The 19909-nt window shown below is 70.3% G+C and carries 14 protein-coding genes; 9 read left to right on the top strand and 5 right to left on the bottom strand.

Annotated elements, in window-relative coordinates; genetic code table 11:
- Positions 1-52: 52 nt before the first annotated feature.
- The 6 genes from BN940_RS15675 (at position 53) to mgtA (ending at position 9539) form a co-directional block, all read left to right on the top strand.
- Positions 53-1090, top strand: a complete 1038-nt coding sequence (locus tag BN940_RS15675; RefSeq protein WP_043684499.1) for a TRAP transporter substrate-binding protein — start codon at positions 53-55, stop codon at positions 1088-1090.
- 127 nt (positions 1091-1217) lie between these two features.
- Complete coding sequence (locus tag BN940_RS15670) at positions 1218-2990, top strand: TRAP transporter large permease (RefSeq protein ID WP_084330734.1); 1773 nt, start codon at positions 1218-1220, stop codon at positions 2988-2990.
- Positions 2991-3064: 74 nt separating this feature from the next.
- The gene (locus BN940_RS15665; protein WP_043684496.1) at positions 3065-3604 is read left to right on the top strand and encodes a VOC family protein; all 540 of its coding nucleotides are present in this window, start codon (positions 3065-3067) and stop codon (positions 3602-3604) included.
- Between the two features lie 67 nt (positions 3605-3671).
- On the top strand, positions 3672-4952 hold the full coding sequence (locus tag BN940_RS15660; RefSeq protein WP_043684494.1) for a ribulose-bisphosphate carboxylase large subunit family protein: 1281 nt from the start codon (positions 3672-3674) through the stop codon (positions 4950-4952).
- Complete coding sequence (locus BN940_RS15655) at positions 4949-6253, top strand: four-carbon acid sugar kinase family protein (RefSeq protein ID WP_043684492.1); 1305 nt, start codon at positions 4949-4951, stop codon at positions 6251-6253. Before BN940_RS15660 ends, BN940_RS15655 begins: the two co-directional genes overlap by 4 nt.
- Before the next feature lie 520 nt (positions 6254-6773).
- A complete protein-coding gene (gene mgtA, locus BN940_RS15650; RefSeq protein WP_043684489.1) occupies positions 6774-9539 on the top strand; it encodes a magnesium-translocating P-type ATPase in 2766 nt (921 codons plus the stop codon).
- Positions 9540-9578: 39 nt separating this feature from the next.
- Here mgtA and BN940_RS15645 read toward each other — a convergent pair whose 3' ends face one another.
- The 4 genes from BN940_RS15645 to BN940_RS15630 all read right to left on the bottom strand — a co-directional run bounded on the left by BN940_RS15645 (position 9579) and on the right by BN940_RS15630 (position 13794).
- Complete coding sequence (locus BN940_RS15645; protein ID WP_043684486.1) at positions 9579-11078, bottom strand: tripartite tricarboxylate transporter permease; 1500 nt, start codon at positions 11076-11078, stop codon at positions 9579-9581.
- A 12-nt stretch (positions 11079-11090) separates the two neighbouring features.
- Positions 11091-11561 carry a tripartite tricarboxylate transporter TctB family protein gene (locus tag BN940_RS15640; protein ID WP_148304992.1) on the bottom strand — a complete coding sequence of 157 codons (471 nt, stop codon included), beginning with the start codon at positions 11559-11561 and terminating at the stop codon, positions 11091-11093.
- 124 nt (positions 11562-11685) lie between these two features.
- Positions 11686-12660: a tripartite tricarboxylate transporter substrate binding protein BugD gene (locus tag BN940_RS15635; RefSeq protein WP_148304991.1), complete on the bottom strand. Its 975-nt coding sequence runs from the start codon at positions 12658-12660 to the stop codon at positions 11686-11688.
- A gap of 144 nt (positions 12661-12804) precedes the next feature.
- Complete coding sequence (locus BN940_RS15630; RefSeq protein WP_043684484.1) at positions 12805-13794, bottom strand: TRAP transporter substrate-binding protein; 990 nt, start codon at positions 13792-13794, stop codon at positions 12805-12807.
- Positions 13795-14039: 245 nt separating this feature from the next.
- Here BN940_RS15630 and BN940_RS15625 point away from each other — a divergent pair, with 245 nt between their 5' ends.
- Both BN940_RS15625 and BN940_RS15615 read left to right on the top strand, forming a co-directional pair.
- Entirely contained in the window at positions 14040-16046 is a 2007-nt protein-coding gene (locus BN940_RS15625) for a PAS domain S-box protein (RefSeq protein ID WP_043684480.1), read from the top strand.
- A 231-nt stretch (positions 16047-16277) separates the two neighbouring features.
- Complete coding sequence (locus BN940_RS15615) at positions 16278-16868, top strand: response regulator transcription factor (RefSeq protein ID WP_043684475.1); 591 nt, start codon at positions 16278-16280, stop codon at positions 16866-16868.
- A gap of 85 nt (positions 16869-16953) precedes the next feature.
- Here BN940_RS15615 and amaB read toward each other — a convergent pair whose 3' ends face one another.
- Positions 16954-18465 (bottom strand): L-piperidine-6-carboxylate dehydrogenase, encoded by a 1512-nt coding sequence (gene amaB, locus BN940_RS15610; protein ID WP_043684471.1) that lies wholly within the window; start codon positions 18463-18465, stop codon positions 16954-16956.
- 249 nt (positions 18466-18714) lie between these two features.
- Between amaB and BN940_RS15605 the strand changes: the two genes are divergently transcribed.
- Positions 18715-19896: an NAD(P)/FAD-dependent oxidoreductase gene (locus BN940_RS15605; protein WP_043684468.1), complete on the top strand. Its 1182-nt coding sequence runs from the start codon at positions 18715-18717 to the stop codon at positions 19894-19896.
- Positions 19897-19909 lie beyond the last annotated feature (13 nt).

Raw genomic sequence — 19909 nt, 5'->3', positions numbered from 1 at the left:
CGATATCGCCGGCCTCGACGCCGGCACGCGGTACCCCACAGGAGACGGAGACATGAATCAATCCCGGAAGACCTACACGCGCCGCGGCGCGCTGCGCACGCTGGCGGGCCTGCCGCTGGCCGCCTCGATGATCGGACTGCCCCGGTTCGTGCGCGCCGCCGCGCCCGAATACGAGTTCAAGTTCGGCAACAACCTGCCCACCAGCCATCCGCTGAACATCCGCGCGCTGGAGGCGGCCGCCCGCGTCGCGGAGGAAAGCAAGGGGCGGATGGCGGTCAAGGTGTTCCCCAACAACCAGCTGGGCGGGGACACCGACATGCTGGCCCAGGTCCGCAGCGGCGGGATCGAGATGTTCAATGCCGGCACCATGGTGATCGCCACCCTGGCGCCGATCAGCGCGATCACGGCCATCGGCTTCGCCTTCGCCGACGATGCGGAGGTCTGGAAGACCGTCGATGGCGATCTGGGCAATGGCATCCGGGCCGCCTTCGCCAAGGTCGGCCTGCATACGCTGGAAAAGATGTGGGACAACGGATTCCGCCAGATCACCACCAGCACGCGGCCGGTGGCGACCGCGGCCGACCTGGAAGGCATGAAGATCCGGGTGCCGGTCAGCCCGATGGGCATTTCGCTGTTCAAGGCGCTGTCGGCAGCGCCGACCAGCCTGCAGTTCAGCGAGGTCTATTCCGCCTTGCAGACCAAGGTCGTCGATGCCCAGGAAAATCCCCTGGCCATCGTGGAGACCGCCAAGCTGTACGAGGTGCAGAAATACTGCTCGCTGACCAACCACAGCTGGGATGGCTACCATCTGGTGATCAACGGCCGCGCCTGGCGCGCCCTGCCCGACGACCTGAAGACGATCTACACGCGCGCCTTCAACGAGGCGGGCCTGCAGCAGCGCGCCGACCTAGCCCGGCTCAACACCACGCTGCAGGACAAGCTGAGCGCCAGCGGCATGCAGTTCAACGCCGCCGACGCGCAGAGCTTCCGCGAGCAGCTGCGCAAGGCCGGGTTCTACGCCGAGTGGAAGCAGAAGTTCGGCGACGAGGCCTGGGGCCTGCTGGAATCCTCGGTCGGCAAGGTGTCCTGATGATGGCGAGCCACGACGCCCCGCCGCCTGGGAGGCGGGCGATCCTGGAAGGGAGGCGGCGTCGGCCGGCGCCGGCGCGCTGGCCTGGCTGGACCGCGCCCTGGGCATCGTCTCCGAATGGCCGGCGATGCTGCTGGTGCTGGCCGAAGTCTGCGTCCTGCTGTCGGGCGTCGTGGCGCGCTACGTCTTTCACGAGCCGATCGTCTGGTCCGACGAGCTCGCGGCCATCCTGTTCCTGTGGCTGTCGATGCTGGGCGCCGTCATCGCGCTGCGGCGCGGCGCGCACATGCGCATGACCGCGCTGGTATCGCGCTGCGCGCCCGGGACGCGCCTGTTCCTGGACGCCTTCGCCCTGGCCGCCGCCCTGGTGTTCCTGGCGCTGCTGCTGATGCCGGCCTGGGAGTACGCGGCGGAAGAGGCCGTCATCGTGACTCCGGCGATGGAGATCAGCAACGCCTGGCGGGCCTCGGCCCTGCCGGCGGGGACCGTGCTGATGCTGGCGGTATGCGTGGTGCGGCTGCTGCGCTGCGGGCCGGCCGGCAAGGTGCTGCCGGCGGTGCTGGCGGCCGTGGCGCTGGCGCTGGCCTTCTGGCTGATGGGGCCGCTGCTGATGCCGCTGGGCAAGCTCAACCTGGTGATCTTTTTTGCCGGGGTGGTCGGCGCCTGCGTCTTTGCCGGCGTGCCTATCGCGTTTTCCTTCGCCCTGGCGACCTTCGGCTTCCTGGCGCTGACCACGCGCACGCCAATGGTGGTCCTGGCGGGCCGGCTGGACGAGGGCATGTCGCACCTGATCCTGCTGGCGGTGCCATTGTTCGTGCTGCTGAGCATGCTGATCGAGATGACCGGCATGGCCCGCGCCATGGTCCAGTTCCTGGCCAGCCTGCTGGGCCACGTGCGCGGCGGCCTGAACTACGTGCTGATCGGCGGCATGTACCTGGTGTCGGGGATCTCGGGGTCCAAGACGGCCGACATGGCGGCGATCGCGCCGGTGCTGCTGCCCGAGATGAAGAAGCGGGGCGCCAGGCCCGGCGACCTGATCGCCCTGCTGTCGACCACCGGCGCGCAGACCGAGACCATTCCGCCGTCCATCGTGCTGATCACCATCGGCTCGGTCACGGGCGTGTCGATTTCCGCGCTGTTCACGGGCGGCATGCTGCCGGGGCTGGTGCTGGGCCTGGCGCTGTGCGTCATCGTGCGGCGGCGCTACCGGAACGAGGATCTGAGCAATGTGCCGCCGATTTCCCGCAGCCAGATCGGCCGGACCTTCCTCGTCGCGCTGCCGGCGCTGGCCCTGCCGTTCGTGATCCGCGCCGCGGTGGTCGAAGGCGTGGCGACGGCCACGGAGGTGTCCACCATCGGCATTGCCTATGCCGTGCTGGCGGGGCTGCTGCTGTACCGCCAGTTCGATTTCTCCCGCCTGCCCGCCATCCTGGTCGAGACCGCGACCCTCTCGGGCGCGATCCTCTTCATCATCGGCTGCGCCACGGGCATGGCCTGGGCGCTGACGCAATCGGGCTTCGCCCACGACCTGGCGGAGGCCATGACCGGGCTGCCGGGCGGGAAATACACCTTCATGGCGGTTTCCCTGGTGGTGTTCATCGTGCTGGGCAGCGTGCTGGAGGGCATTCCCGCCATCGTGCTGTTCGGCCCGCTGATGTTTCCCATTGCGCGGGCGGTGGGCATCCATGAGGTGCAGTACGCCATGGTCGTGGTCCTGGCGATGGGCGTGGGGCTGTTCGCGCCGCCGTTCGGGGTGGGCTATTACGGCGCCTGCGCCGTGGGGAAGGTGGACCCCGAGGAAGGAGTCGGGCCGATCTGGGGATACATGTCCGCCCTGATCGTCGGCCTGATCCTGGTCGCGGCCATTCCGTGGATCTCCATCGGCTTCCTCGATTCCTGATTCCTCCCGATTTCCGATTTCCGATTTTTGATTCCCGATTTTCGATTCCTGATTCCTTTTCTGGGAGCATGTCTATGAGCCGGTTCTTCGGCCAGATCCGCCAGCTGGGCTACGTGGTGCCCGACATCGAGGCGGCCATGGAATACTGGAGCAAGACGCTGGGCGTCGGCCCCTGGTACTACAACCCGCGCGTGCCCATCGCCAACTACCGCTATGGCGGCGAGGCCTACGAGCCGCACAATTCCGTGGCCCTGGCCAATTCCGGCTTCGTCCAGGTGGAGCTGATCCAGACGCGCAACGACGTGCCGTCGATGTACCGCGACTTCCTGCGCGCCGGACGCATCGGCCTGCAGCACGTGGCCTACTGGACGGAAGAGTACGACGCCGACCTCGAACGCCTCCTGGCGCAGGGCTTCCGGCCGAAGATGAGCGGCGAGGTCGGCGAACGCGGGCGCTTCGTCTATTTCGACACGGAATACCACCCGGGGACCGTGATCGAGCTGTCGGAGGTCGCGGGCCCGAAAGGCCGCCTGTTCCAGACGATCCGCGAGGCGGCGGAAGGGTGGGACGGCCGCGACCCGGTGCGCCCGTTTCCCGATCTGGGGGTGGCATGAGCGCGCCGGGCCGCCCCAAGCGCGAATTCCCCCTCGGGGGGAAGGCGCGTAGCGCCAAGGGGGCAACATGAGCTGTAATGAAGACCGCATCCTGGCCGGCTACGTGATCGAGACGCCCCTGGATCCCGCCGCCGTGGCGGAGGTCATGGCCGGCGAACAGTCCTGCGGCACCTTCACCCGCGTGGCCGGGGAGACCGACGAACTGCGCGCGCGGGCGCGCGCCACGGTGGAATCGGTCCGGCCGCTCGACGAAGCGGACCGGCCGAGCCTGTCCAATGCCTTCCTGGAGCGCCGGGGGGTGCAGGGGCCGTGGCGCCGGGCGCGCATCGAGATCTCGTTTCCGACGGCCAACATCGGCGCCAACCTGCCGACGCTCGCCAGCACCGTGGCGGGCAATCTGTACGACCTGGGCGAAGTCACGGGCCTGCGCCTGGAGACCCTGCGCGTGCCGGCGGCCTATCGGGCCGGCTTCGACTTTCCGCGCGCCGGCATCGCCGGCACGCGCCGCGCCGTGGGGCTGCCCGAGGGCGCGCTGGTGGGCACCATCATCAAGCCCAACGTCGGCCTCTCGGCCGGACAGACCGCCGAACTGGTGGGGCGCCTGTGCGCGGCGGGCGTGGATTTCATCAAGGACGACGAAGTCTGCGCCGACCCGGCGCATGCGCCGCTGGCCGAGCGCATTCCCGCCGTCATGCGGGTGGTGCGCGCGCATGCCGAGCGCACCGGCAAGCGGGTCATGGTGGCGTTCAACATCACCGGCGAAACCGATGCGATGCGGCGCCATGCCGACCTGGTCGAACGGGAAGGCGGCTCCTGCGTCATGGCCAGCCTGAACGCCTGCGGCTATTCCGCCATCCAGAGCCTGCGCCGCCATACGCCGCTGGCCCTGCACGGCCATCGCAACGGTTTCGGCGCCCTGTCGCGCCATCCGCTGCTGGGCATCGGCTTCCAGGCCTACCAGACGCTGTGGCGCCTGGCGGGGGTGGACCACATGCACGTCCATGGCCTGCGGGGCAAGTTTTCCCAGTCGGACGCGGAAGTCGTCGAGGCGGCGCGCGACTGCTACACGCCGCTGGCGCGGGGATCGGCGCGCGACGATACGGTGATGCCGGCATTCTCGTCCGGCCAGTGGGCCGGCACCGTGCCGGCCACCTGGGAGGCGATCGGCCGCGACGACCTGCTGTTCATGGCGGGCGGCGGCATCCTGGCCCATCCGGACGGGCCCGCCGCGGGGGTGGCCAGCATCCGCCAGGCCTGGGCGGCGGTCCGTGCCGGCGTGCCGCTGGCCGAGCAGGCCCGCCAGGCGCCGGAACTGGCCCGGGCGCTGGCGTTCTTCGGCTCCCGATGAGCGCGGCCGCGCCGCGCCTGGCGTTCTACGGCGACGATTTCACGGGCGCCACCGACGCGCTGGCCACGGCCGCGCGCGCGGGCCTGCGCGCCCTGCTGTTCTTCGGCGTGCCGACTCCCGCGCAGCTGCGGCGCGTGGGCCCCCTCGACTGCCTGGGGATCGCCGGGGCGACGCGGGCCCTGGCGCCCGAGGCGATGCGGGCGGCCCTGCTTCCCGTCGCGGCGTTCTTCCGCGAACTGGCGCCGGGCGTGATCCATTACAAGGTCTGCTCCACGTTCGACAGCGCGCCGCAGGCGGGCAACATCGCCGTGGCCGTGGAGGCGCTGCGATCGGCGGCGCCCGGGGCCGGTCCCGTGCTCGTCGTGGGCGGCCAGCCCAGCCTGGGGCGCTATTGCCTGTACGCCCAGCTGTTCGCGGCCGCGGACGGCGAGGTCTACCGGATCGACCGCCATCCCACCATGAGCCGCCATCCGGTCACGCCCATGGACGAGGCCGACCTGCGGCGCCATTTCTCCCGCCTGGGCCTGGAGGGCGTGGCATCGCTGGACTATCGGACCTGCGCCGCGGGCGCGTCCGCCGTGATCGAGCGCCTGGGCGCACTGCGCGCGGCCGGCGCGGCGGCCGTCCTGTTCGATGTGGCGCAGGCCGGGGATCTGGCGCCGATCGGCGCGGCGCTGGCCGGACTGGCCGGCCGCGAGCCCGTGCTGGCGGTCGGGCCCAGCAGCGTGATCGAGGCCTTGGGCACCCAGTGGAGCGCGGGCGCGGACGCGGCGGCCGATGGCGTGTCGCCGGCGCAAGGACCGGTCCTGCTGCTGGCGGGCAGCCTGTCGCCCATGACGGCGCGGCAGGTGGCGGCCGCCGGATCCTATCGCCGGGTCCGTCTGGACCCGCGGCGGCTGGCGGACGAGGATCCCGTTTACTGTGACCGGACCGCCCGCCGACTGGCCGCCCATCTGCGGGACGGCGATCATGTGCTCGCCTGGATCGGCAATGCGCGGGGCATGCGCACGGCCGGCGTCCAGAGCCATCGGCTGGCTCGCGCCGGCGGCCGGCTGCTGGACGCGGTGCTGCGCGAAACGCCGCCGGCGCGCCTGGGCGTGGCGGGCGGGGACAGCTCCAGCCTGGCGATGCAGGCCCTGGACGCCTGGGGACTGTCCTACCTGCGGCGGATCGCGCCGGGCGTCGCCCTGTGCCGGCTGCACAGCGACGCGCCCGCCCTGGACGGCATGGAGGTGATGCTCAAGGGCGGGCAGATGGGGACGCCCGACCTGTTCGAGCGGTTCGTGCATGGGTCGGACTGAGTGTGCCCGAGTTTTCCTGTCCGAGTTTTCCTTGCCCGCGCGCCCCGGCCCGCATTAAAATTCCGCCGTCTTCACTTTCCGGAGTTCCTCCTGTGGACTTACCCAGTTGTCGATTCCTGGTCGACTTCCCGCAGGCAAGGTAACCGCGAGTCTTCTCGCCGCCTTGCCCGCAGGGCAGGGCGGCAGTCCGGACGGCCCTTCCAGGCCTCCGGTTCTTTCCCCCTGAATCCGTATCGCCGCTTCCCCGGAAGCGCTTCCGTCCGCCCCGGCGCGTCCCGGGCCGGATGGCCGCGTTCCATGGAATGCGCCCGGGCGCCGCGCGTCCGGGCGGTGCCGGCGTGCGGGCGTCCCGCGTACTTCCCCTAAATCCAGAACCCCACGAATGCCATGAACCCCGACCCTCAGCCTCGCAAGCCACCGTCCTGATTTCCGCGGGATGGTGGCGTCAAAGGAATTTCCCGGACCCGTACGGCCGCATGCGGCGCGGTGACGCGTCCGGGAGAGCCCAAGGAGAACAAGAATGCACATCACCATCCTGAAGAACCTCTTCGCGGGCTTTCTGCGCGCCCGCCGCATGACCCGGCATTTCGGCCGGCGGATCATGCTGGATACCGTCGTCCGCACGGGTGTCGGCCGCGAAGCGCCGGACACGCTGTCCCGCACCCTTGCCGAAGCGGCCCTGGCCGACCGCGACGCGCTGCTCGCCCGGCTCGGCAGCCATGCCGACGGCCTGACCGAACGGCAGGCCGAGGCGATCCGCGCGCGGACCGGCTTCAACGAGGTCGGCCACGAGAAGCCGCTGCCGTGGTGGCGGCACCTGTGGCACTGCTACCGCAATCCCTTCAACCTGCTGCTGACCCTGCTGGCCGCGATCTCCTGGTGGACCGGAGACCTGGAGGCCGTGACCGTGATCGGCACGATGGTGGTGTTTTCCACGCTGCTGCGCTTCTGGCAGGAAGCCCGCTCCAGCCGGGCGGCCGATGCGCTGAAGGCGCTGGTGGGCAACACCGCGACCGTCGCGCGGCGCCCGGCCTCGGCCGATGCCGCGCCCCATGCCGAGACCTATTTCGGCGTGCGGCTGGCGGTGGACCCGGGGCGCGACGTCGAAATGCCGGTCCGGATGCTGGTGCCGGGCGACATCGTGCGGCTGGCGGCGGGGGACATGATCCCGGCCGATTGCCGGGTGCTGTCGGCCAAGGACCTGTTCGTGGCGCAGGCCGCGATGACGGGCGAATCCCTGCCGGTGGAAAAGTTCGCTGAACAGGCCGGCGCGTCGACCCGCAACCCCCTGGAACTGGACGACATCCTCTTCATGGGCACGAACGTGGTGTCCGGCTCGGCGACGGCCGTGGTGCTCGCCACCGGCGACCGGACGTACTTCGGCGCCCTGGCCGGCCGCGTGCAGGCCGTGGACCGCGGGCCGACCTCGTTCCAGATGGGCGTGAACCAGGTGAGCTGGCTGCTGATCCGCTTCATGCTGGTGATGGCGCCGCTGGTGCTGCTCATCAACGGCTACACCAAGGGCGACTGGGGCGAGGCCCTGCTGTTCGCGCTGTCCATCGCGGTGGGGCTGACGCCCGAGATGCTGCCCATGATCGCCACCTCCACCCTGGCCAAGGGGGCGGTCGCGCTGTCGCGCCGCAAGGTCGTGGTCAAGCGCCTGGACGCGATCCAGAACCTCGGCGCCATGGACGTGCTGTGCACCGACAAGACGGGCACGCTCACCGAGGACCGGATCGTCCTGGCGCGGCACGAGGACGCCTGGGGCGCCGCCTCGGACCGGGTGCTGGAACTGGCCTGGCTCAACAGCCGCCACCAGACCGGGCTCAGGAATCCGCTGGACGAGGCCGTCCTGGAACGGGTGGGGACCGGCGCGCCGCCCGGCCAGGCCGCGTCGTACCGCAAGATCGACGAGATTCCCTTCGACTTCGAGCGCCGCCGCATGTCGGTGGTGGTGGCCGGCGCCGACGGCCGGCACCTGCTGATCTCCAAGGGCGCCGTGGAAGGGATCCTGAAGGCCTGCGACCGGGTGCTGCACGACGGGGTGGAAACGCCGCTGACGCCCGAACGGCTGGAACGGGTGCGGGCGGTGGCCTCGGCGCTGAACGACGAAGGCCTGCTGGTGGTCGCGGTGGCGTACCGGATGCCGGAGCCCGCGCGCGAAGCCTATGGCGTGGCCGACGAGCAAGGGCTGGTGCTGGCGGGCACCGTCGCCTTCCTGGATCCGCCGAAGGAGTCCGTGCCCCAGGCCCTGGCGGCCCTGGCCGCGCACGGCGTGCCGGTCAAGGTGCTGACCGGCGACAACGAGCGGGTCGCGGCCAAGGTCTGCAGCGACGTGGGCCTGGCCCCGCGCGGCGTGCTGCTGGGCGGGGACGTGGAGGCCATGGACGACGCCGCGCTGGCGCGGGCCGTGGAGTCGCACGACGTGTTCGCCCAGCTCACGCCCATGCACAAGGAGCGCATCGTGCGGCGGCTGAAGGCCAACGGCCACGTCGTCGGCTTCCTGGGCGACGGCATCAACGACGCGCCCGCGCTGCGCGCGGCCGACGTCGGGATCTCGGTGGACACGGCCGTGGACATCGCCCGCGAGGCGGCCGACATCATCCTGCTGGAAAAGAGCCTGATGGTCCTGGAGGAGGGCGTGGTCGAGGGCCGCCGCACCTTCGCCAACATGCTGAAATACATCAAGATGACGGCCAGCTCGAACTTCGGCAACGTCTTCTCGGTGCTGGTCGCAAGCGCCTTCATTCCCTTCCTGCCGATGCTGCCGATCCACCTGCTGGTGCAGAACCTGCTGTACGACGTGTCCCAGTCGGCCATCCCCTTCGACCGCGTGGACGAGGAGCAATTGCGCCGCCCGCAGCGCTGGCAGCCCGGCGAGATCGGCCGCTTCATGCTGTTCTTCGGTCCGATCAGCTCGGTGTTCGACATCCTGACCTTCGCCATGATGTGGTTCGTGTTCGGCGCGGACACGCCGGCGCGGCAGACCTTGTTCCAGTCGGGCTGGTTCGTGGTCGGCCTGCTGACCCAGACCCTGATCGTGCACATGATCCGCACGCCCAAGGTGCCTTTCGTGCAGAGCCGGGCGGCCTGGCCGCTGCTGGCGATGACGGCGGCCATCATGGCGGCGGGCGTGTTCCTGCCGATGGGGCCGCTTGCGCCGGAACTGCGGCTGCAGGCCCTGCCGCCGCTGTATTTCGCGCTGCTGCCCCTGATCCTGCTGGGCTACATGGGCCTGGTGCAGGCGATGAAGGGCTACTACGTCCGCCGCTGGGGATGGCAGTGAGGCGGGGCGGGCGCCCCGCGCGGGCGCCCGCCCGGAGGGTCATTCCACGAATACGTCCTCGCGCTTCCTGCGCAGCGCCGGGCTCAGGACCACGAGCAGGGCGATGGCGGAAAGCCCGAGCATGGTCGCGCTGATGGGGCGTTCGATGAAGACCATCGGGTCGCTGCGCGACAGCAGCAGCGCGCGGCGCAGGTATTCCTCCATCATCGGCCCGAGGATGTAGCCCAGCAGCAGCGGCGCGGGCTCGCATTCGAGCTTGGCGCAGAGGTAGCCGAACAGGCCGAACAGCCCCATCAGGTAGATGTCGAAGGTGCTGTTCTTCAGGCTGAACACGCCGATGGCGCAGAACATCAGGATGAGCGGATACAGGTACTGGTAGGGCACCAGGATCATGCGCGCCCACAGCCCGATCATCGGCAGGTTGAGCACGATCAGGAACAGGTTGCCGATCCACATCGAGACGATGATGCCCCAGAACAGCGCCGGCTGCTCGGTCATCACGGCCGGGCCGGGCTGGATGCCCTGGATGATCAGCGCGCCGATCATCAGCGCCATCACGGGGTTGGACGGGATGCCCAGCGTCAGCATCGGGATGAACGAGGTCTGGGCGCCGGCGTTGTTGGCCGATTCGGGCGCGGCCACGCCCTCGATCGCCCCGCTGCCGAATTCGGCGGAGTTCTTCGACAGCTTCTTCTCGATCGAGTAGGCGGCGAAGGAGGACAGCATCGTGCCGCCGCCCGGCAGGATGCCGAGGACGCAGCCGATGCCGGTGCCGCGCAGGATCGGGGCGACCGAGCGCTTCAGGTCGGCCAGGGAAGGCATCAGGCCGGTCACCTTCTTCATCACCAGCGAGCGGGCTTCCTTGTTTTCCAGGTTGAGGATGATCTCGCCCAGGCCGTAGATGCCCATGGCGACGATGACGAAATCGATCCCGTCGGCGAGTTCGGGCAGGTCGAACGTATAGCGCGCCATGCCGGAATTCACGTCGGTGCCGATCAGGCCCAGCAGCAGGCCCAGCACCGTCATGCCGATCGCCTTGAGCAGCGAGCCGCGCGCCAGCACGACGGCGGCCACCAGGCCCAGCGTCATCAGCGAGAAGTATTCGGCGGGGCCGAACTTCAGCGCCAATTCGGCCAGCGGCGGCGCGAACATGGCCAGCACCAGCGTGGCCACGGTGCCGGCGAAGAACGAACCGATGGCGGCGATGGCCAGCGCCTTGCCGGCCTGCCCCTTGCGCGCCATCTGGTAGCCGTCGATGGCCGTCACCACGGAGGACGACTCGCCCGGCAGGTTCACCAGGATGGCGGTGGTCGAGCCGCCGTAGGAGGCGCCGTAGTAGATCCCCGCGAGCATGATCAGCGAGGTGATCGGCGGCAGCGAGAACGTCGCCGGCAGCAGCATGGCGATGGTGGCGATGGGCCCCAGGCCGGGCAGCACGCCCACCGCGGTGCCGAGGAAGACGCCGGCCAGGCAGTAGAAGAGGTTGGCGGCCGTGAGGGTGGCGTCCAGGCCGAGGGCGAGATTGCCGAGCAGTTCCATGGATGTCTCTCCTTACCGGCCGAGCCAGGCGAGCCAGGGGCCGAACACGGGCAGCGGCAGGCCCAGGGCTTTCACGAACACCAGGACGCAGAACAAGATGGCCCCGACCGAGAGGATGAGCGAGGCCCTGAAGTGGAATTTGTCGCTGGCGTAGGCGCTGACCATGACCAGGGCGGCCACGGCGGCCACGATGCCCGCGTTGCGCACCAGCAGGCCGAACAGGAAGACCGCGAACAGGATCAGGGCCAGGTCGCGGACGGAGAAGCGCTGGATCGCCTCGCCGCGCAGCCAGAGGGCGCGCAGGGTGGTGGCCAGGCCGATCAGGGACAGCAGTCCGCCCAGGACGATGGGGAAGTAGGCGGGGCCCATGCGGCCGGCCGTGCCCATCGGGTAGTCCTGTCCGATCACCACGGCCGCCAGGCCGAAGAACATGAACATGACCCCGGACCAGAAATCCTTGGGGTGGCGGATGAATTGGAACACGATGAACTCCTTGCGCACGGCCGGCGCCGCGGAGCCGGGCCGTTGCGGACGGAAGGGGAGCGGCGGGCCGCCCGGCGCGCGGCGGCGCGTCCGGCGGCCCGCCCCTGGGGCGGGGGCTGGCGCGTCAGTCGGCGAACGTGCCCGCGGCCTTGATGACGGGCGCCCACTTGTCGATCTCGGCCTTCAGGTGGGAGCCGAGCGCCTCGGGCGTGGCGCGGTCCTGGGCGACGGGCTCGGTGCCCAGTTCGGCGAAGCGCTTCACCACGTTCGGGTCCGCGAGCGCGACCTGCAGGGACTTGGACAGGCGCGCGACCGCGTCCTTCGGGGTGCCCTTGGGCGCGTACACGCCGTGCCAGACGGCGACCTCGAAGTTCGGCAGGCCGGCTTCCTTGGTGGTGGGCACGTCCGGCAGCGACGGCACGCGGGTCGGGGTGGTGACCGCGTAGACCTTGACCTTGCCCGCCTTGATCTGGCTGGTGGTGTTGGTGGTCTGGTCGCACATCACGTCCACCTGGCCGCCCAGCATGTCGTTCATGGCGGGACCGGTGCCCTTGTACGGGACGGTGGTCATGTTGGTGTCCAGCGCGCTCATGAACAGCATCCCGCACAGGTGCGAGGCGGCGCCCAGGCCGGCGTTGGCGTAGGAGACCTTGTCCTTGTTGGTCTTGATGTAGGAGACCAGCTCGCCGAAGTTCTGCGCCGGGAAGTCGCTGCGCGCGATGAGGGTCATCGGCACGTCGGTGACCAGGCCCACGGGCTCGAAGTCGGTGAGCGGATTGAAGCTCAGCTTGCGGTACAGGCTGGGCGCGGTGGACATGCCGATGTGGTGCAGCAGCACGGTGTAGCCGTCCGGCTCGGCCTTGGCGACGCGCGCCGCGCCGATGGTGCCGCCGGCCCCGCCCACGTTCTCGACGATGATCTGCTGGCCGAGGTCGTTGGACATGGACTGGGCGATCAGCCGCGCGACCGTGTCGGTGGGCCCGCCCGCCGAGAAGGGGACGATCATCGTGATCGTCTTGTCGGGGTACTTCTGGGCGAAGGCGCCGGAACTCGCGACCAGCGCGAGGCCTGCGAGCAAACCGATGGACTTGATCTTCATGTGCTTGACTCCTCTCCGGAATGATTCGTGTGGGAACTGCGTTGGAACCCATCGCGGCCGCGCTCTGCGGGGCGAGCCTCCGGGGCGATTATGCCCAGGCCGCCGCCGGCGGGGCAATTGTGGACATCCGCAATCGCCCCCGGCTCAGCGGCCGATCTCGCGGCGGATCTCCTCGACCAGGTCCTTGCCGATGCGCGCCTCCATTTCGGCGGTCGTCGCGGCCAGCGCGTCGCGCCACTGGCGGCGTTCCTCGTCGCTCAGCATGTGGATCTCGGTCTTGCCGGATGCGCGCACCGCCTGCAGCGCCCGGTCGTTTTCCTCCTGCGCGATCGTGTTGGCGTAGCGCGTGGCCTCGCGCATGGCTTCCTCCAGCGCCGAGCGGATCCCCGGAGGCAGGCCTTCCCAGAATTTCCGGTTGACCACCACCGCATAGCCGAGATAGCCATGGCGGGACACCGTCAGGTGGGATTGCACGTCCTGCATGCTCTGGGTGTAGAAATTGGACGGCGGGTTCTCGGTGCCGTCCACCACGCCCGAGCGCAGCGCGTGGTAGACCTCGCCGAACCGCAGGATCATGGGGCTGGCGCCGAGCGCCCGCATCTGCGCGTCGAGCACCCGCGAGGGCTGGATGCGCATGCGCAGGCCCTGGAAGTCGGCCGGCAGGCGCAGGGGCCGGTTCGCCGACATGACCTTGAAGCCGTTGTCCCAGAAGGCCAGGCCGATCAGCCCCTTGGGCTGCAGGCGGCGCAGCAGCTCCCTGCCGACCGGCCCCTCGGTGACCCGGTGCAGCGCGTCCTTGTCGGGAAAGAAGAAGGGCAGGTCGAACACCTCGAATTCGCGCACGCCCAGCGGACTGAACTTGGACAGCGAGGGCGCCAGCATCTGCACGGCGCCCAGCTGCAGCGCCTCCAGCTCCTCGCGGTCCTGGTAGAGCTCGCTGTTCGGGTGGACGAGCACGCGCACCCGCCCCTCGGTCGCCTGCTCGGCCAGTTCCTTGAACCGCTCCGCCGCCTTGCCCTTGGGCGTGTCCGGCGCCACCACGTGGCTGAACCGGATGAGGATCGGCTCCTGGGCGCGCGCGGGGAAGGACGCCCAGGCGAGGACGCAGGCCAGCAGGAGGAAGAACGGCTTCATGGGACGATCCGGAAGAAGAGGGCGGAGGCGCGCGGGGAATCCGCGTGGGATCCGCGCCACCGCCGTGCGCGAGCCATTGTCTGCAGCCGCGGGGCGGGCATCAACTGTGGATAACCACAATGCCGGCGCGGCGCGGCCGCCGCGCCGCCTCGGCTACACTGGGATTCCGGTTCGTCCCGGCCGCCTCGCGCGCCGCGGGACGCGCGCGAATCGGCCCCCCAGGACATCCTCGCCGATCATCCCGCATGAACGCCCGTCCGACCCGCCTCTCGTTCACCCGCCGCGGCGTGCTGCTGTGGCTGGTGCCCATGCTGTTCGTGCTGCTGATCCTGGCGTCCCTGCTGTGGCTGCCGGGCCGGGCGCGCCAGATGGAGGCCGACGAGCGCCAGGAGCAGCTGATCGCCGATACGCTCTGGCTGGAACAGACGATCCGTTTCCAGCTCGGCCGCAACGAGGACAACCTGCGCCTCATGGCCAACGAGATCGCGGCCGGCGGCCTGCCGGACGAGCGCCTGCGCGCGCGCATGGACTTCCTCGGCCGCAGCCATCCGGAACTGATGCGCATCGCCCGGCTGGACGCCGACGGGCGCATCGAGGTCGCCAGCGACGGCGGCCGCGGCGCGGGCGCCCTGCTGCCGCCGCCTTCGCCCTCCGGCCTGGAACGCGCGCGCGGCACGCGCACGCCGCAGTACGGCCAGCCCGCGCCGCCGCCCGGCCTGGAGCGGCCGGTCCTGATGGACTACTACGTGCCGCTGTTCCAGGGGGACCGCTACCTGGGCAGCCTGGTGGCCACCTATTCGGTGGCCGGCATCCTGGAGCAGATGGTGCCCTGGTGGTTCGCCCAGGACAACGAGATCCTGCTCATCGACCGCCACGAGAACGTGCTCGGGCTGCGCGCGGCCGGCGGGCCCGGGCGCGGCGTCTACACGCATTCGCGCGACCTGCACCTGCCCTACGCCGACATCACGCTGCGCACCAACAGCGTCAAGAGCGCGCCGCACCTGCTGCCCAATCTGCTGGTGGGTTCCGTGATCGCGCTCTCGCTCGGCCTGATCTGGAGCCTGGCGGCGCTGTGGCGCGACATCAACCGCCGCATGGCCGCCGAGGACGCGCTGCGGGCGCAGGCGGCCTTCCGCGCGGCGATGGAGGATTCCCTGGTCACGGGCCTGCGCGCGCGCGACCTGGAAGGCCGCATGACCTACGTGAACCCGGCCTTCTGCCGCATGGTCGGGATGCCGGCCGAGGAACTGGTCGGACGCATGCCGCCGATGCCGTACTGGGCGCCGGAAGTGATGAACGAATACGAGCACCGCCTGGCCGAGCGCAAGGCCGGGGTCGGGAATTCGCAGGGATTCGAGACGATCTTCCAGCGCAGCGACGGCGAGCGCATCCCGGTGCTGGTCTACGAATCGCCGCTGCTGGACGAAAGCGGCCGGCAGACGGGCTGGATGGGATCGATCCTGGACATTTCCGACCGCAGGCGCTTCGAGGAACTGAACCGCCGCCAGCAGGAGAAGCTGCAGGCCAGCGCGCGGCTGGCGACCATGGGAGAAATCGCCTCGACCCTGGCGCACGAGCTGAACCAGCCCCTCGCGGCGATTTCCAGCTACACCACCGGCGCGCTCAATCTGCTGGAAAGCCATGCGCGGCTGGCCGGGCTGGAGGAAGTCGGCCCGATCAGGACGGCGCTGGAGAAGGCCCATGCGCAGATCCAGCGCGCCGGCCACATCATCCGCAGCGTCCACACCTTCGTCAAGCGGCGCGAGCCCAAGCGCGAGCCGGTCGACCTGGCCGCGCTGATCGCGGACGTGATCCAGCTGGCCGAACTGCAGGCCCGCCAGCACTTCGTCGCCATCCAGACCGAGATCGAGCCCGGCCTGCCGCAGGTGCTGGCCGATCCGGCCATGCTGGAACAGGTCCTGCTCAATCTCACGCGCAACGCCATCGAGGCCATGCGCGACGTGGAGCCGGCGCGCCGCCTGCTGCGCATCGGCGCGGGCGTCGATCCGCAGGCCCGCGGCAGCGTGGCCGTCAGCGTCGCCGACCGGGGGCACGGCATCGCGCCCGAGGTCGGCGAGCGGCTGTTCTCGCCCTTCTTCTCGACCAAGGCCGACGGGATGGGCATGGGCCTGAAGATCTGCCGCACCACGATCGAATTCCATGGCGGCACGCTGGCCTATCGCGACAATCCGGGGGGAGGCACGGTGTTCCATTTCTCGCTGCCGGTGCGGGACGCGGGCGGGGCCGCCTGAGGGGCCGCGTCCCGGATCGCCTGCCGGAGCGTTTTCGGGCCGTGCCGGCGTCCGGCGGGCGGCGCGCCGGGACGCGGGCTGGCGCAAACACCCCTTCCCGGTGAAAAATAGACCCGTCGGCGGCCGCAGGAGCGGCCGGCGGCCTTCTTTCCATGTTTCCATGTTTTCATGACAAGAAACCGCGGAGGCGGCCGGCCGGCCGGCGCCAAGCGGACTTCCCGAGGGACACCCATGTTGCACATCGTCGATGACGAAGAAGTCATCCGAGACTCCCTGAGCTGGCTGGCGTACTCGCGCGCCATTCCCGCGGCGAGCTACGGCAGCGCCGACGCCTTCCTGCGCGCGCTGGAGGCGGACGATCCGTTCGATCCGGCCGGCGACTGCCTGCTGCTGGACGTGCGCATGCCCGACATGAGCGGCACGCTGCTGTTCGACACGCTCGCCGAGCGCGGCTACACCCGGCGCGTGCCGGTCATCTTCCTGACCGGCCATGGCGACGTGCCGATGGCCGTCGACAGTCTGAAGCGCGGCGCCTTCGACTTCTTCGAGAAGCCCTTCAACGACAACAAGCTGATGGACCGCGTGCAGGAGGCCCTGCAGGCCTCGCGCGAGGCGGGCGACCGCGCCCAGGTGGACCGGCGCCTGGCCGCGCTGTCGGCGCGCGAGCGCGAGGTGCTGGACCTGATCCTGGAGGGCAAGATGAACAAGGTGATCGCGGACATCCTCGGCATCAGCATGCGCACCGTGGAGGTGCACCGCGCGCACGTCCTGGAGAAGATGGGCGTCCGGACGGCGGTCGATCTCGCCCGCCTGCTGCGGTAGGCGGGGGTCTTCCACGTCGCGGCCTGCAGGCCGCTCCGATTCGTCAGGCATAGGTCAGTCCGCAGGGACTGACCTATGTCCTGACTCATCCAAATCGGATGCCCTGCGCCAGGGGCAGGTCTCGGGAATAGTTGACGGTGTTGGTGGCGCGGCGCATGTAGGCCTTCCAGGCGTCGGACCCGGACTCGCGCCCGCCGCCGGTTTCCTTCTCGCCGCCGAAGGCCCCGCCGATCTCGGCGCCCGAGGTGCCGATGTTGACGTTGGCGATGCCGCAGTCCGACCCCGTGGCGCCGAGGAAGGTCCCGGCCTCGCGCAGGTCCGTGGTGAAGATCGCCGAGGACAGGCCCTGCGGGACGTCGTTGTGCAGCGCCAGGGCCTCGTCGAAGTCGCGGTAGCGCAGGACGTACAGGATCGGGGCGAAGGTCTCGCTGCGCACCACGTCGGTCTGGCCGGGCATCTCGGCCAGGGCGGGGCGGACGTACCAGGCGTCCGGGTAGCGTTCGGCCAGCAGGCGTTCGCCGCCCGTGACCGTGCCGCCCTGGGCGCGGGCCTGTTCCAGCGCCGCCTGCATGGCCTCGTAGGCGGCCCGGTCGATCAGCGGGCCCACCAGGGTGCCCGGGTCCAGCGGATCGCCCACCGTGGCGCTGGCGTAGGCGGCTTTCAGCCGCGCCAGCAGGGCGTCGGCGACCGATTCGTGGACGATCAGGCGGCGCGTGGTGGTGCAGCGCTGGCCGGCCGTGCCGATGGCGCCGAACAGGATGCCGCGCGCGGCCATGTCCAGGTCGGCCGAGGGGGCCACGATGAGGGCGTTGTTGCCGCCCAGTTCCAGCAGGCAGCGGCCGAAGCGTTGCGCCACGCGCGGCCCGACCTCGCGGCCCATGCGCGTGGATCCGGTGGCCGAGACCAGCGCCACCCGGGGATCGTCCACCAGCGCCTCGCCCGGCTCGCGGGCGCCCACCAGCACGTGCAGCAGGCCCTCGGGCGCATCGCCGAAGCGCGCCAGCGCGCGCCGGAACAGGGCCTGGCAGGCGAGCGCCGTGAGCGGCGTCTTTTCCGAGGGCTTCCAGACGACCGGATCGCCGCAGACCAGGGCCAGGGCGGCGTTCCAGGACCAGACCGCCACCGGGAAATTGAAGGCCGAAATCACGCCCACCACACCCAGCGGGTGCCAGGTCTCCATCATACGGTGGCCGGGCCGCTCGGACGCGATGGTCAGGCCGTGCAGCTGCCGCGACAGGCCGACGGCGAAGTCGCAGATGTCGATCATTTCCTGGACCTCGCCCTCGCCCTCGGCGACGATCTTGCCGGCTTCCAGGGACACCAGGCGGCCCAGCGCCTGCTTGTGGGCGCGCAGTTCCTCGCCCAGCAGGCGCACGAGTTCGCCGCGCCGGGGCGCCGGCACCTGGCGCCAGGCGAGGAAGGCCTCGTGGGCCCGGGCGATCATGCGCCGGGCGTCGTCCGCGCCATGCGGGCGCAGGTCCGCCAGGCGGGCGCCGTCGATGGGGGAACGGACCGGCAGGCCGCCGGTGTGGAGCGTGTCGGCGTCCAGGCCGAAAGCGTGCAGAAGATCCTGGTGGGTATCCGTGAAGGTGGCCATGCGGGAGGGCTCCGGGCAGGGCGCGCCGTCCGGACGGCGCGCCGGGATCGATGTCTGTGAAATCCCTGACCGTTCAGGGGTTTCCCGGGCCAGCATATCACGCATGTTTCCGATGGGAAATTTTTTGCGTCTAGGGAAAATGCCTAGGGAAATGGGGCGGGATTGTCTCCAGAATAGGGGGCCGGTTAGAGGGTCGGCCTGGTGGGGCTGACCCCTGGTGGGGCCGGCCTGGTATTGGAGCGCCGCAGGATGCCGCAGACGCAGTTCGATGTCGTGATCGCCGGGGGCGCCGCCGTCGGCAGCGCCGCCGCCTATTTCCTGACGGCGGACCCCGGCTTCGGGGGCTCGGTCGCCGTGGTCGAGCCCGATCCCACCTACCAGCGCTGCGCCACCGCCCTGTCGGCCGCCTCCATCCGCCACCAGTTCTCCACCGAAGAAAACATCCGCATGTCGCGCTTCGGCACGGAGTTCCTGCGCGCCTTCGGCGACGCCCTGGCCGTGGACGGCGTGCGGCCCGATCCGGCGTTCCACGAGGGCGGCTACCTGTTCCTGGCCACGCCCGCCGGCCTGCCCGTGCTGCGCGACAATCACGCCCTGCAGCGGCGTGAGGGGGCGGACGTCGCCCTGCTGGATGCCGCCGCCCTGCGGGCGCGGTTTCCCTGGCTGCGCGTGGACGACCTGGCGGGCGGGACGCTGGGCCTGAGCGGCGAAGGCTGGCTGGACGCCTATGGCATGCTCCAGGGGCTGCGGCGCAAGGCCATCGCCCAGGGCGCCACGTACCTGCCGCGCCGGGTGACGGGCATCGAGCGCGCCGGCGCGCGCGTCACGGCGGTGCGCCTGGACGACGGCCAGGCGCTGGCATGCGGCGCCCTGGTCAATGCCGCTGGCGTCGGCGCGCCGGCCCTGGCGCGCCTGGCGGGCATCGAGCTGCCGGTGCAGGCCCGCAAGCGCAGCGTCTTCTACGTGCAATGCCCCGAGCGCCTGCCGGGATGCCCGATGGTGATCGATCCCAGCGGCGCCTACTTCCGCCCCGAGGGGCAGGGGTTCATCGCCGGCATCGCGCCGCCGCCGGACCAGGACCCCGAATGCTTCGACTTCGACGTGCAGCACGCCCTGTTCGAGGACGTGCTCTGGCCCCTGCTGGCGCGGCGCGTGCCGGCGTTCGAGGCCCTGCGCTGCGTGCGCAGCTGGGCGGGGCACTACGACATGAACCTGGTCGATCAGAACGTGATCCTGGGCCCGCATCCCGACCTGGACAATCTGTATTTCGCCAACGGCTTCAGCGGCCACGGCATGCAGCAGGCGCCGGCCGTCGGCCGGGCGCTGGCCGAACTGATCGCGCACGGCGGCTATCGCACCCTGGACCTCGGCCGCCTGGGCTGGCGGCGCATCCTGGAAGGCCGGCCGATCGTCGAGAAGAACGTGGTATAGAGTGGAGCCGGAC

Source organism: Castellaniella defragrans 65Phen, from assembly GCF_000612685.1.
GTDB classification, from domain to species: Bacteria; Pseudomonadota; Gammaproteobacteria; order Burkholderiales; family Burkholderiaceae_B; genus Castellaniella; species Castellaniella defragrans.
This window is presented reverse-complemented; position numbering and strand designations above follow the sequence as displayed.